Genomic DNA, 14,621 nt, shown 5'->3' with positions numbered 1-14,621 from the left:
ATATTTATAAATCAATATAATATGTCTCGCTCGGAAATCCTGGAGATATAACTCCTGTTTCTTTCAATCTAGAACAAGTCAAGGGACTAAGTGTTCCGATACTTGGATGCGTGGAATATTCACGCCAAGCATCTTGCTTGCAATAAGTTGTTACTATGCAACATTTTGGACATTTAACCATTGAGCGTTGTTTATCGCATTGTCTGAGCGCCGAGTCATACTGTATAGTTTCACAGTCAAATTTTCCTGTTATATAATCTAAAACATCTTCCAATTTAGTTCTTCCTATTGATGAACTATTATCAGGATCTATAGGAGGAGTATATTCCGTTGGTTTATTCGATGGTTTTGTATTTTTATTATTTCTGGGTTTATTCTTAATTTGTTTTTTCAAGAATTTTGCTGCTTTTTGTTGAGAATAGGTATTCATGCGTCTATCCCCCAAAATATCAATATAGTTTATTCCATTATTATTAATAAAGGTATATAAATTTAGTTCATCTTTTTCTTCCAGGGAATCCCTAGAAGTCCACCTCCCGTCTAACGAATTTAAATATCTATAGTTATAATACGACATCCCCAAATCTTCATCCCATACTTCACTGCTCCATTGCAAGGGATTCGACGAGGCCTGTTCTCCATTGGTTGCAACAGCCCCATACGGAGTGTAGTCATAAGAAGCGACACTTTGCCCCTGATCGTCCAACAGTTCGGTAACGATCTTGCCAAAGTCAAAGCCGTACATGTACATCTCTCCCCTCGTCAACAGTGCCAGGGGACGAGTTGCTATCGGTTCTGAAGAGTCCCACAGGATCACGTGTTTGACAGTGGCATTCTGCAACATGTCCAGCGCGGCAATTTGCAGATAGTCCCGATAAAGGTAGCATTCATGTACCGTAACCACTCCATTCTGTTTGACTTTTTTAAACCATCTCCGGTCCATGTAGTCATAACCGCATTCCACTTCCATATTTCCCTGCACGAATTTTACAGGACGGTTGGCAGCATTATACGTTACCTCCCAGACACCCGTTTCCGTGTGAATCAAGGTCTGGTTACCGTTCATGTCAAAGGCGGGAAAGAAGGGTTGTTCCAGTGTTGAAGGTGGAGAGTTGAGAGTAGAGTTGGTGATTCCGGTGTATTGATTGAGGCTGTTGGCTTCGTAGCTGATTTCCCCGTCGATTTCCTGCGCTGTTTTGCGGTTGCCTATATTGTCATAGTCATAGACATAGTTTAGCCCTCCCAGGATTGCCCCCGTCAGTTCGCTGCGGTCATTGTACGTGAAGACATCATTCCTCACGGCTTCCGTACCGCGTTGCTGACTCCGGGTGACAGGCCTGCCCAGGGCGTCATAGGTCTGCGTTCTGGCCACTATGTTTGTGCCGTCTTTTTTGTAGGAGATATGCGTTGCCAAATCCCGGTGCTCTTCATAGGCCAGCTCCCGGCTGACGCCGCCCGGCATGGTCAGTGTGCCCGGCAGGTGTGTGCCGGACAAGTAGGAGTAGCCGAAGGCCTGCATTCCCGCCGCCGTCTGAATCCCTGCGGTGGCGAGGCGTCCGTCCGTTCCATAGCCTTGCACGGCATGGAGAAGGGACGTATCGCTTCCTCCGGTCAGCTCATATCCGGAGCTTCGTCCGCAGGAGTCATAATTTTCCTTCAGACTGTACTCTACCCCCCCAATGGTCACCTTTTCAGTATCCGGTTTGCCGTAGGAGTCATAAGTGATTTCCCTGGTGCCGGAGCCGTCTTTTATTTCCACCAGTCCTCCCAGATGGTTGTAGTCGTAGTGTATGTTCGGCGTTTTTCCTCCGGAGTATAGTTGCGATTTCAGCAGGCCCGTATCTACGTAGTAGGCATGGGTGACGGTTTGCCCCTGGGCGTCTGTCACGGAGGCAACCCGGTTCATGTCTCCGTACTGTGTCGTCACGATACTGCCGTCCGCATAGGTTTTCTTGAGTACCACTTTTTCCTGCCAGGCGTACTCCCATTCGGTCACGTCTCCGTCCGTTCGGAAAGAAGGATCGGTGGTGATCGTCTCTCCTGCACTGCGGAAGGTCGTCAGCCGAATCATGTTGCTGGCCTCATCATAGGCGAAGCAGGCGGGCTGGATGGCTGTTCCATATTCCGCCGTCTTGCGTCCGTATATGTCGTACTTGTAGCAGGTCGTCTTGCCCAGGGCATCCGTGAGGACGGAGGGCTGTCCGGTAGAACGATCGTAGGCTATGGACGCAGCATTCCCTGCGGCATCCGTCACCTGAATAGTCCGACCGGCAATGTCCTTCTTTTCCGTCACGGCGTTGCCGCGCCCATCCGTCTGAATGACCGTGCTGCCTGTGGCCGTGTACGCACGGCTCCAGGTGGTGGTGACTCCGGCATGATCCTTTTGTGAAACAGTGAAGCCGTCCATCACCAGCGTTTCCGCCGTGATGGAGGAAGTAGAAATGCTTTGCTGAACTTTTCTCCTGGTAGCTCCGTTGTATTCCGTCCATGTTGTCGTGACATGGCCGTAGATATCCGTCTCTATCGTCTTGCTTTCCAGTGTGGGGCTTAGTTCGGAAACCAGTTCCTCCCGCGTACTTGTCAGGGGGTAGCCTTGTGCGTTGTAGTCGGTCACGGTCGTTTTCCTGTACACCCCTTCCGTCTTTGCCTCATACGTATAAGCATATTCCTTATATGGGGAGTTGTAGGGAGTGGGGGACGTGGACAGCGGCTGTATTTCCCGGCACACTTCTCCCATGAGGTCGTACTCGTAAGTCGTCCTTACGTCGAGATCCGTGCGTTCGATCATTTGCCCTTTATTGTTGTAAATCAACAATATTTGAATTATCGCATCAACTCTATTTCTTATACTTTCCTTTTGAACCATAATCGGGCGCTGGAACTGGTCAAATATCTCACATTTGATTTTGTGGTTTGTTCCCATGATATAGCCATCAATATGAGATCCATAGGAATCCATCGGGTAACTGAACGTGAGTGGGTATTCCCCCGGCAGAGACTGGGTACGCAGGGAACCATCGTAGTTGCGCTCCGTCACCTGCTGCGCCCCGGTGGGCAGTGTGACCGTTTCCTTCAGTCCCCGGTTAACATAGGTAAAAGTGGTCACTCGGCCCAACTCGTCCGTCTTCCGGACAATCTGGCCCAGGCGGTTATAAATGGCAGCCGTCTGCCGGTGCATGGAACCGATGTAGGTGCCTTCCGTCAACACGCGGCCTACCGCGTCCCGCGTGAAGCTGGCAATGGTCTCCGGGGTGGTGTCCGTCGCAGAGCGAATAGTCTCTACCAATTGCCGGACGGTATTGTAACCGTAGGAGGTCATCACGCCATCCTCATCCACTTCGCGCAGGGGGCCGCAGCACATCCATTCCGTAGTGCTGACGCGTCCGTTGCCGCGTGTGCTCTTTGTCCGGCGGCGCTGCTCGTCGTATTCGTAATCGACTGTAGCAATGAGGCTCCAGTCCTCTCCTGTATGTACGTAGCTTTCTTCCCGTGTTACTGTCCCGTTCAGGGCAATGTACTGGACAGTCCGTTCGCTTCTTCCAGGCACGATAATGCCGTTCACGCGGGTTTCGCGTATAGCCTTGTTGGCGGCTCCATAGAGGGCCGTTTCCTCATACATCCATATCTGCTGTACTCCATCCGGAGCCTGACTCATTTTCGCACGGCCCCTTGCATAGGCTGGTGTGGCCTCGTCTCCATACAATTCTCTAACTTCCGTTTGCGACGCTCCAGATTCCGAGTAATACGCAATCGTTGTCCGGCGTATCTGGGGAGTGTCCATATACGTGTATACTCTTGTCATGATGTGGGCCTCTCCTCTGACACTGGAAAAATAGAAGGTTTCCTCCCGTGCAGGTCGATAATCATTGAAACGCTGGTTTGCGTAGATGGTTCGCTTCGCTACTTCCTCATCAGAGTCTACCCACGGGGAAGCTTCCAGAGTTACGCGGCCCTGCGCGTCGTATTCGTAGCGGGTATATCCGCCGTCTGGCTTGATCTCCAGGGAGACACGGTACTGTTCGTTATACGTGTAGGTAGTCGTCTCCGCCTCCGGAGCGCCATAGCCCTCTGTTTTACTCAGAACCAGCCATCCACCCGCCGTGCTTTTCTTGATCGTGCGGGTGCACGAGGCGGGCGTCTCTTCATTGATGCCTCTGACCGTTTTTATTTCCTCCCACTTACCATCCGGCAGATAGTTCCTTTCGTAGGTGGTGACAATCCGCTCGTCTCCTTCCCCCTCAATGATGGTGACGTTGTTCTCCTTGATCCGACGTTCAATACACAAGGTCGTCTGACCGTTCTGCTGGTTGATGATGTCCATCACCTTTACGGCTCCATCATACCGGCAGGTGTAGGAATAGGTCTTCACCGGGTCGCCCTGGGTGATCCAGCCGCTCTGCGCATTGCCGGAGACCTGCTTAGGAGCATACCATTCAATGTCCAGATGGCCGGTTGACCGCGTCAGCTGCAGCAGCCCCTGGGTGAGGCTCCAGACACTGGTGACTTCCCCCGCGCTGTCTCGCGTCACCTGCACGCTGTTGGCGTAAGCCTCGGCAGACATGGTGGCCCCTGTCTTCGTCGTAACTTCCACGACCTTGCCCGTTGCCACAGAGAACTGCTGTGCGGAACCGTCCGCCCGCACCACCTTGACATAGGCGGGCATTCCCTCTGTGCAGGGCGTCAGGTCCCGGTTCAGGTACTGGGCCAGGGAACCGTCCCTGCGGGTCATGCCCTGGCGCTCTCCCGTGGCGGAACCGGCGGCCGCCTTATAGTATTGGCAGCGTCCGGACGGGCGCTTGATGACTGCTTCCCGGGCCTGGTCATGGTAAGTCATTGTCCATTCCATCGGGCTGTCATAACGGAAAGGGATGCCGCAGTGTATCGGCTCGCCGGCCGCACGCATCCGGGAACGGGTGGGGGGCGGCGGGTCGGGATTACCGCCTACGCCGCCGCTTCCTTCACACTCTCCGGAATTCTGATCATCTCCAAAAGGAATACGCTGACCGTCTTCACCGTCGCCCTGGCTGCAATCCTTGTCACATTCAGTGCAGGTTGGGCATTCTTCCTCATCCGAAGGAGGATCACTGGAGGAGGATTCTTCGCTGTTGCTGCTCTCTCCGGATGGCTCGGACCCAGAAGGTTCAGAACTGAGAGAGGAAGACTCACTACTTGATTCCGAAGAAGACGGAGGAGCGCTTGATTCACTTGAACTGACCGGTGGAGCACTCGACTCGCTGGAACTCGCAGGAGGAACGCTCGATTCACTTGAACTGACTGGCGGAGCGCTCGACTCGCTGGAGCTCTCAGGAGAGGCACTCGACTCACTCGAACTGGCCGGCGGAGCGCTCGACTCGCTGGAGCTCGCAGGAGGGGCGCTTGATTCACTTGAACTGACTGGCGGACAACTGGAAGAAGATTCCGAGGAAGAGGGGGTACTGGACGATGGCGGTGCAGAGGAGGACGGTCCCGGCCACGGCCACCAGGGTTCAGCGCTGCTGGAAGGATCAGGTCCCGGATCAGGTTTAGGATCAGTATCCGGCTTTTCCTCGGAGCTGCTGAAGCCCCATTCCGGGTTTTCCCTGTCGTCAGAGGATGAGGAACTGCTGTCCGGGACGAGTTGCTGGATGTAGAGCCGCTTCAGAATCATGCCGGCGCCCGCCGCGAGGCGGGAGGCGCCCGTATTGTTCGTCCTGTAGGTTCCTGCCAAGGGATAACCGGACGTGGATACCAGAGCCACACAGCCTTCATAGGGGTAGCCCATGGAGGCATAGTGGTGGTGGGTGATTTCACAGTAATAGTATCCCTTTTGATCCAGGTACACTGATTTCAAGGCAGTATTCAGGGTTCCCGCCGATTTGATCATCGTAAAATTTTTCGCCGGGATGGAAAGGGTGATTGAGGAATCCGCATCTATGCGGAAATAGTGCGTCCCAGGTACGGTGACTTTGATATAGCCGTGCCAGATATGGGTGGTATCCTGCGGCTGAGGCACGATCTCCAACCGTGCCGGTGTATTGTCCGGTCCCTCAAATACGTCCCCGGCGAGGGGTACGTTACCCTCGCCCATGGCAATGAAGGGAATATTAAGGGGATCAGTAGGATTTTCAGAATTATTCATAAAAATGAAATTTGATTAGATTGTATTGTTTTATTATCAATTGATTAGGAAATTTATCCTTCATCATTTTTTATTATCTTACCATTTTTTTATTATTCAATTTTAAAAATTAAATGAATCATGTTTTTTAAATATTTTCAGAAATAATGTTTCCATGATGCGTTGAAAATAAACGGAAAATTATACCTTCCCAAGGCCCTCTACACGCTGCCTGCCGTAATGATGCCACTATCCAGGTGCAGGTATTCTTCCGCATCCGGGAATCCCCACCAATGAATCCGCAGAATGCCTCCGGTCTCCGGCAACTCTTCCATGCCCTTTTTCTCAGGTTCCACCTTTTCCAGCTCTCCCAGGTGCCCCCGGTGGTTGATCCATCCCCGTTCCAGGTCCAGTTCTACCTTATCCGTCCAGCCCGGATGAAAGCACAGGAGGGAACTGTCCTTGTACCGGTTTCCCGGCAACCCGACGTTCACCAGCAGATGGCCTTCCTTTCCCGCTTCTTCCAGACGGTCCGGCGGAACACGGGGAGAAAAGAGAAGATAGCGGCTCCGGTTTTTCTTTTCACAATCCAGCGCGGTTTTTTCTTCCAGAGTGTCGTACAAACGTTTCAGCACAAACTCATCCGCGGTCCTGTCAAAGTGTTTCCGGGTGCGGCCTTCATGGATATAGGCTTTCGTCAGGATGGCAGCCATACGCATCAGCGCAGGAGTTCCTCCAAAAAAACCGCCCGCCACATGCGCCATCCACGGCACATTGACAAGGAACAGCGCCGGAGCCAGCAGCTCCTCCCCGGCGCGGTTCACAAAACACGTATCAGCATCAATGAAATAAATGTAGTCATAATAGCCGTACAGTCCGTGTTCTGTCAAAAAGCGGTCGATGAAAAGCATTTTGTTGAAGGCGGTAAACGGCCAGACAGTCTTTCTCTCCGGATGGAACCGGGCTCCCGGCAGCTCCAGGTCCCGGTCGCTGAAATAATGGAAATCCACCTCCATCCCTGGCAGGAAGAATCTCTGGTTGAACGGCAGGCTCACCCTCAGGAAGTCATGGTAAAGGTCTCCAAGGGCCAGCGTAAACAAGGCAATACGATGCATAACAGTAAAGAAAGCAGGGAGTTAATTTTTACGTTTATTGTTCTCACAGCCGCGTCCAGCCTGGGCGGTACACGTCCTCATAATCACTGATCTCCCCAATGAACCATTTTTTCTGAATCATCACTTTTTCCTGGTTTCCCAGCCATGCCCCCCACCAGGAGTAGGAGGAACAGGAAATAACCAGCTCCTGCATCCCGCTCATGGTGCGTAACGCAGGCAGAACATCTTCCTCATTAAGCACCAGCTCAAACCGGGAAGCTCCAGGCACGGTGGACACCAGCTCCAGAGCCTGGCGCGGAGAGTCGGAAAAAATGTGCAGCGTCCTGACATTGTCAGACAGCCGCCTGAAGGCCTCTTCCAGAAATCCGGCATCCGGAGAATGGTACTGGTGAGACAGCTTCTGATAGTCCCCCAGCCTGACGTGCACCCCCGCCTCCCCTTCCCGGCGCGGAGCAGCCAGCCGGGCGTACAGTTTCCTGATTTCCTTCTCCTGGTCGGAAAAATATTTCTCGCTTTGGAAGTAGCCCGCCATGCGCCCCTGCCTTACCGCGGCGGGAATGGGATCATACGAAAAGCGCTTCTCCCGGTACGCAACCGGCCCCTTCTCCCCGCCCGGAGGGCAGGCGGCGGTTTCCGGACCCAGCATTTCATACAAACGGCCGGTTATCTCCTCATACCGCCAGGGGATGCGGCATTCCAGCCCGTGCCGCAGCGCATGGGCATACACGGCGGCAATCTGGAAGAGACGGTTGCCCGTACGCTGCCCCTTGGAAAAGTACGGAGAGACAAATACGCCCGTGTCCTCCTCCCGGAGTTCACTGGAAGAAGAGACGGTTTTTCTCCCGGCGCAGGCCGGACAGGCCAGCGGCGCAGCGTTCCCCGGTGGCTTTTGGGCCTCCAGGCAGCGGCGCCCCAGCAGTTCAAAGGGGAATTCCGGGCGCGCTTCTTTCCGTTCCAGGCCGCATAGTTCCGTCACGGCAGATTGCCCCGGTTCATGAATACTGACGGAAAACGCCGCCAGCTTCAGCATGCCGGACAGGGAGTCTTCCGACCAGAAGGATTGCTGGCCCTCCCGGCCTATCAGGGCTTCCAGCTCATAACCGGGCAGCGGGGACAGTCCGGAGCGCTCCCGCAGAAACCGTCTCCAGGCGATGGGTGCTTCCGCTGCCAGCCTCCCCGTATCCGTAAATGCCAGCCTTAGCACTCCACCCGGTTTCAGCACGCGCCACGCCTCCTTCAGAAAATCCACCAGCCCCACGGGAGACAGGTATTCAGCCACATGCTCCAGGAACAGCGCCTTGACGGTTCCATCCTCCCATGGCAGGGGGACTGTCAGATCGTAATGAGGCAGGTCCACGTTCAGCCAGCCTTCCAGAAAACGGTCCCCGCACCCCGCATGGATGTATTCCGTCCTTGCCTCCGCCTTTTTCACTTTCCCCATTCCGTCTCCCCCTTCCTTCCGCGCCAGTTCCCACAGGGAGGGCATTCCTTCCATGCGTTCCAGCCGCACGGTGGAACCGACAAAGGCCCCGTTCCTCCAGGAGAGTTGTTCGGCTCTCCATACTTTCCAGCGCAGCGTCAGCACGTTATCCGCACCCAGATTCCACCACCCATAGCAATCGGAACGCCGCCTGCGGAAGACGCCGTTCCGGTAAAATAAAAGCTCATCCTGCCAGTGTTCATGCCGTCCCCGGTACGCCGTGACCGGACTGTCATGACGCAGGGTTTCCAGGGCATGCAGCAGTTCCGGAGAACACCAGTGCGCGGAAACGGTACTGTTGCCCGGAGCCGGATACCGGGTATTGGACATGAACAGGCGCGGAGTGGCGTGTGGAACCGCTCCGGTTTCCAGCGCCAGCTTGCCGAAGATCAGATCCTCAGCCCCGGAGCAGGGCACACGGTCCGCAAAGGCGGGAGAAACCAGCTTTTCCATCGTCCGTCTGGAGAGCAGATAACCGGCCCCTCCGCTGGGCGCCATCCGCCTGCCCAGCATCTCGTCCCCGATGATGCCGTAGCGGTCATCGGCCAATTCCGGCAGCCGCGATAAATCCAGGAATGTATCGTCGTCACACTTGAAAAGCCAGTCGAAGTCCTCATGTTCAAGCGCATGGCGGAAGAATGCGAGCACTTTCCGGGGAAGTGCATTGTAGGAGTCCGGCGCATCCAGGCCCACCGTGTCCTTGCGTTCCCTTTCCGGAACATCCCCTCCCAGGAAGAATATGCATTTCACATCCGGGTGGGGATGGGACAGCCAGGTTTCACGCACGGCATTCCTCCGTTCAGAGTAGCCTTGCGCAGAACAGATCCCCACCAGAATTTTTATTTTTTTCCTGTCCGGCTTTTCAACTCCGTCCTCCAGGGCCCCTTCCTCCTCTTCCGTTTTCCCGCAACGGTAGGACAATGGAGCAATGAGGTCTGCGTAAGGAAATTTCTCCAGCCCCTGGAGCAGCGTGGTGCGGGAGTCCCCTTTCATGGAAAAATCATACACGCCGGAGATCTTTCCATAACTGTTGTCCAGCAGCCAGGTTTCCTTCCCCAGCAGGTACGCTCCGATCGCCCCATGAAGACGGTCCGTCAGCACCACGTCCGCCTGATCCAGACAATGGAGGAAAAGCCCGGAATAAAACCGGCCCCGTTCTTCATCCACGGTGCTTCCCCGGGCCAGGCCGGACAGGTCAAACGATTTGCAGCATTCCCGCGCCTGCCGGGACTCCGGACCGGCTTCCGCATCAGTCCGGAGGAACAGCAGCGCCTTTCTTCCATCTTCCAGAAGATGAAGCCCTTCTCCGGCCAGAGCGGCCTTTTCCCGGAATTCCGGGTCATTAAGAATTTCTTCCGGCAGGTTCCGGACAGCTTGCCGCGCATCCAGCGTAAAGGCCATGTCATGCGCCAGCAGGACACGGGCCCGGCGGTTGAGACGGGACAAATAACGGAAACTCCGCTCTTCCCGGCAGAAAACCGTCACCCGTTCGTCCAGCAATTCCGCCACCTCGTCACACTGGTAAAAGGAGCTTGGTAGAATCACCACCCTGCTGACGGCGGGGTTCGCCAGCAGGCGCATGATTTCCGGCACCATGCCGTAGTAGGGGACAAAGGGCCCCCCTCCGCCGTATACCAGCGGAAACGGTTCGCTCCTTTGCAGCGTTTCCATGAAAAACGGGCTGAAGGGCAGACTGTTCTTCCTGAAAAATTCCCTGGTGGCATGGGCAATCAGGTGATCGCCCATATTGCCCGGATTTGGCTGGTAGTAAAAAGGTCCCAGTTCCTTGAGAGCCTGTAAAACCTGGTTGTTGCTTGTCATGGCGGTCACTCCCTGAATCGTTGCATGTTCATTCATACCGGCAGCTTGTTGATTTCTTCAAAAACTTCTTCCCAGCCCGCGCGGGAAGCTTCCTCCCCGCCCAGCTCCCGGCCGCGTTCCCGTGCCGCCTCCGCCATGTCGTCGCGCAGGTTGGGCTCATAGGCCATCTTGCTGGCATAGTAGATGAAATCGCGCTCATGGTCGCAGAGCCAGCCGGTCTTGCCGTGCTCCACCATCTGCCGCCAGCCTCCCCGGTTGTCCACGATGAGGACGCTGCCGGAAGCCATGGCCTCAAAGCCGATTCGTGGCCAGTTCTCTGTTGTGTCGGTGGGCTGGAGGATGATTTTACAGTGACGGTAGAAATCCTGCTGGGAGACCTCCGTCTGGTCCTGCGCCGTCCGTATCCAGTCATACGGCCTGCCTATTTTCTCCCGGCTTTTTCCGCCGAACCCCAGGAACAGCCCGCGCTTGAACACGGGAGCCACAAAGTACTCGTAAATGTGCAGCGTGTTCCTGGCAAATTTGTCCGCATCCTGCCGGGAAATGCGCCCGCAGCCGAAGAATTCTTCCGTCCGGTCCGTGATGAAGGGAAAGGAGTCATTATGAAAATACGGCTTGAAGGTCATGAACCGGATGGCCGGATCTGCGTTCAGGGCTTTCAGTGCAGGCATGTTCTTCCGGAGTACCTCCTCATTCTGGTACAGAAACATAGCGATCTGCCCGTCCTTCATGAGCTCCTTCTCCTTTGGGAACAGCCACGTCATGCAGTTGATGAACACCGTCCGTTTCGTTCTCTTGCGGATCTCCGGCAGGCGCGCCAAAAATTCCGAATTGCAGAATCCCAGGATTGCGTCGTCCGGCTCTAGTACGGACCAATCCCCGGCGGCGTGGATGATGACACCCAGCTTGACCATTTCCAGGTAGAGACGTTCATTGCGGAATCCGTCTCCGGTAGGGATGAGATGAACGTCCACCCCCATTTTTCTCCAGAGAAGAATCTGGTGGTGCAGTTCCGTTCCGGCTCCTCCGTACAGAGACGGGAAACCATTGATAAAAATACGTTTTAGTGAGTTATTCATAAACAGATGGAATAAAATTGATTTTTTTTATAACACGGCGCTAATCCGGAACAATAATAAATATTTCCTTTCAGCGGGCCTCATAAATTCCATCTTAATATTTAACATTAATAAATAATAACCAATTAATTATATAATAACATACAATCTTGTTTTCAGGATTTTTCACCAAGGCCCTCCAAGGCCCGGCATTCCAGCCTGACTCAATCCGGAAATTTTGTTTTATTGTAAAAAACAAATTTTCAACAATTCCATGACCGCTTCATCTTCTACCTCCGCCCTGCGCTGCGCCTTCCTTCTGACCCCTGGCGAAATTCTGGAAGCCGCAGAAGAACTCCACCGCCTGGGATACCAGGCAGAGCCGTATCCCACCACGCAGGATGTATCCCCCCTCCGCGATACCGTGCCTCCCGCGGAGCTGGACTATTTTCTTCCGGCCTGGCGTGACCACAATACGCCCTACGTCCGTTCCCTGCGGAGTTCCTTTGCCAGGCTGCTGACAGATCCGCGCTGGCAGGGGGATGATTTCATTATCTTCGGAGAGAGCGATGCCGCCCCGGTGACGGAGTCCCAGGCACTGCGCCGCGCGCTGGAACGGGAATTGGCCGCCCATCCGGAAACGGACCTGCTACGGCTCTTCCACCATAAGACTGTTGCGCCAGGGGAGCCCCCCGCTTCTCCCGCCCAGTTTCTTTTTTCCCCGTACCTGACAGCCTCCCGCACCAAATGCTCCCTGTACGTGTGGGGGACGCACGCCCTGGTGGTTCCCGCCGCCAGCCGGGAAAAGGTGGCCCGGCTGTTTCTGAACAATATCCTTCCCATAGACAACGCACTGGAGATGGCGGCATCCCGCGGAGAACTGAATATAAGGGTGGCGGAGCACAACCATTTTTACCAGCAGCCACGCACTCATTCCGCAGACAAGACCGTTTCCTATGCCTGGCGACGGCGTAAAATAGCCATCGGCCTCTGCGTAAGAAACCTGATGCACCTGGACCGCCTGGCGGCCTGGTTTCTGGCGGAGCCATATGCGGAGAGCCATTTGTTCATCGCAGTCAAGGGAATGACGGAGCCCGTCTTCAGGAACCTGGTGGAAGCACGGTGGCATTCCGCCATCCAGACAGGGAGAATGACCCTGCGCCTTTTTCCGGAGAAGAACCCGGGTTCCAACGTACTGGACGCCTTCCGCGGCAGCGATGCGGAGCACTATGACCTTTTCCTGATGTTGAGGGAGTCAGATGCTCCCGCGCCGGGCTTTATGGAAACCCTGAACGCCTTTCATTCCAGCATTCCGGAGAATTATTCCGGGTACTATCAAGGGACCGCCTGGGAACTGGCTGCGGATGGAACACCCGTCCGGAAGGATGACGCCTGCGGACAGGGGACCTGCTTCTCTCTGACGCGGGAGACTTTTCTGGCGTTAAGGGAATTGGAAGGGGCGCCGGAACCGGAACCTTGCGGAGATGGAGAACAGGATTTGCTCTTCCGGCTGGTAACGCGGTACGGCAGAAAAAACATGGCTCCTTTCCTGGGCAGGGAACTCCCTGGCCACTTCCTGATTTATCCGTGCGCTTCCCAGCCCGGAAAATGCCATTCCCTGCAAAAGGCCCGTCAAGCTTCCCGGCAATACTTCCGTCATGAAGAGAAACTGTGGGAACATGTGCTGGAACTCCGGCATCCCGGCTGGTGCGACCATTTCCATCTTCTGGGAAAGGAAGGCTGCCGTGCTGCCAATGGAGACCGTGCCTCCATTCAGGAATTCACGGACCGTCAATTATGCGTAAAATGGGACAAATGGGGAGTGGAATGTTTTGTACGCGAAAGCGACGGAGGATTCCGCATGAAACAGGATGCGGCCTCTGAAGCCAAACCGTCCCCTACGCCGGAAACGGCTCCGGCCCCCATCCTTTCACCCGGGACACATCCCACGGCGATCCCGGCAGGGAAGCGGAATGGGGACAAGCCCGCGACTCTCCCTCCATTGCCGGAACTTTCCGCGGAACGCAGGGGAGTCTGTACGCTGGCCCGGCAGGAAACCACGCCGGAAGAACTGCGGGAATGGATCACGTTTCATTTGAAAACCGGAGCATCCGTCGTCGCCGTGTACCTTCCGGAAGAACGGAAGGAAAACAGTGCTGAAACGGATGCCGGGAGGGAAGCGCATAAAATGAAACAATATCTGGACAGCCTGGCGGAAAAGTACGGCGCGGACCGTGTGTGGATACGTCCCTGGAATGGGGATATCCCTGTTTCACAACTCCGTGAGAGCAGTGCGCTCGCGGCGCAGGCGAAAGAAAGGATGCGCCGGGAGGACGGCACGCTGTCAGCCTGTCTTTTCAGCGAACCGGAGAAGACAGGGGAATCATCAACATAACATGAGAAGAGATTTCCCGGAAATTCTTTTCCTCGTATTGCACGCTGCATTTACCGGCGTGAATCACTTGATTTCCTTCTGCATGTAAACGATGTCAAAGGTGCGGCCCAGTTTAAAGCCGATGTTTTTCAGACGCCCGGCATGTACAAAGCCCTGGCTGGCGTGAAAGGACATGCTTTGGTCGTTTTCAGAGGATATTTCCGCAATGATATGGCGGATGCCCTGCTTCACGGCATCTTCCTCCAGACGGCCCAGGCACATCCGGCCAATGCCCTGTCCAAGATGGGAGGGAGCAATGAAGTAAGTGATGGTGGCCGTTTCCCGGAATGTGGGTACGGGCTTATACGCGCTGAGGAAGCAGAAACCCACTATTTCCCCGGTCCGGCAGTCCGCCACGGCATACGCCGGATAACCCTTCACGCGTTCCAGAATATGGGGATAAAAGGATTCAGGCAGTTCCGCATCCGAGAAAGCGGCCGTTCCGTTCATCACGTAATGGTTGAAGATACGGATGACGGCCTGCCGGTGGGAGTCCGCCAACGGTTCAAATACTATTTTTTCCACCATATTCATTGCTTGTTGTTTCACCGCAGTGCAAAGCTTTTCTAAAGAATAGCTTTCATGCTTTTACATCCGTTCCCGTCTCCCTCTCCGG

General features: G+C 54.8%; 6 protein-coding genes. 1 reads left to right on the top strand and 5 read right to left on the bottom strand.

The window, feature by feature from the left end:
- Positions 1-4: 4 nt before the first annotated feature.
- The 4 genes from CXU21_RS01180 to CXU21_RS01165 all read right to left on the bottom strand — a co-directional run bounded on the left by CXU21_RS01180 (position 5) and on the right by CXU21_RS01165 (position 11,592).
- Positions 5-6,118, bottom strand: a complete 6,114-nt coding sequence (locus CXU21_RS01180) for an RHS repeat domain-containing protein (RefSeq protein ID WP_102724743.1) — start codon at positions 6,116-6,118, stop codon at positions 5-7.
- 200 nt (positions 6,119-6,318) lie between these two features.
- Positions 6,319-7,212 carry a hypothetical protein gene (locus tag CXU21_RS01175; protein ID WP_146016892.1) on the bottom strand — a complete coding sequence of 298 codons (894 nt, stop codon included), beginning with the start codon at positions 7,210-7,212 and terminating at the stop codon, positions 6,319-6,321.
- Positions 7,213-7,255: 43 nt separating this feature from the next.
- A complete protein-coding gene (locus CXU21_RS01170; RefSeq protein ID WP_102724741.1) occupies positions 7,256-10,549 on the bottom strand; it encodes a polysaccharide pyruvyl transferase family protein in 3,294 nt (1,097 codons plus the stop codon).
- Positions 10,546-11,592 (bottom strand): glycosyltransferase, encoded by a 1,047-nt coding sequence (locus tag CXU21_RS01165; RefSeq protein ID WP_102724740.1) that lies wholly within the window; start codon positions 11,590-11,592, stop codon positions 10,546-10,548. Before CXU21_RS01165 ends, CXU21_RS01170 begins: the two co-directional genes overlap by 4 nt.
- A gap of 253 nt (positions 11,593-11,845) precedes the next feature.
- Between CXU21_RS01165 and CXU21_RS01160 the strand changes: the two genes are divergently transcribed.
- On the top strand, positions 11,846-13,966 hold the full coding sequence (locus tag CXU21_RS01160; RefSeq protein ID WP_146016891.1) for a hypothetical protein: 2,121 nt from the start codon (positions 11,846-11,848) through the stop codon (positions 13,964-13,966).
- Between the two features lie 63 nt (positions 13,967-14,029).
- Here the strand turns inward: CXU21_RS01160 and CXU21_RS01155 are convergent, their stop codons facing one another.
- Positions 14,030-14,539, bottom strand: coding sequence for a GNAT family N-acetyltransferase (locus tag CXU21_RS01155; RefSeq protein ID WP_219723140.1), 510 nt, complete (start codon positions 14,537-14,539; stop codon positions 14,030-14,032).
- Positions 14,540-14,621 lie beyond the last annotated feature (82 nt).

Source organism: Akkermansia muciniphila (assembly GCF_002884975.1).
Lineage (GTDB): Bacteria > Verrucomicrobiota > Verrucomicrobiia > Verrucomicrobiales > Akkermansiaceae > Akkermansia > Akkermansia muciniphila_C.
This window is presented reverse-complemented; position numbering and strand designations above follow the sequence as displayed.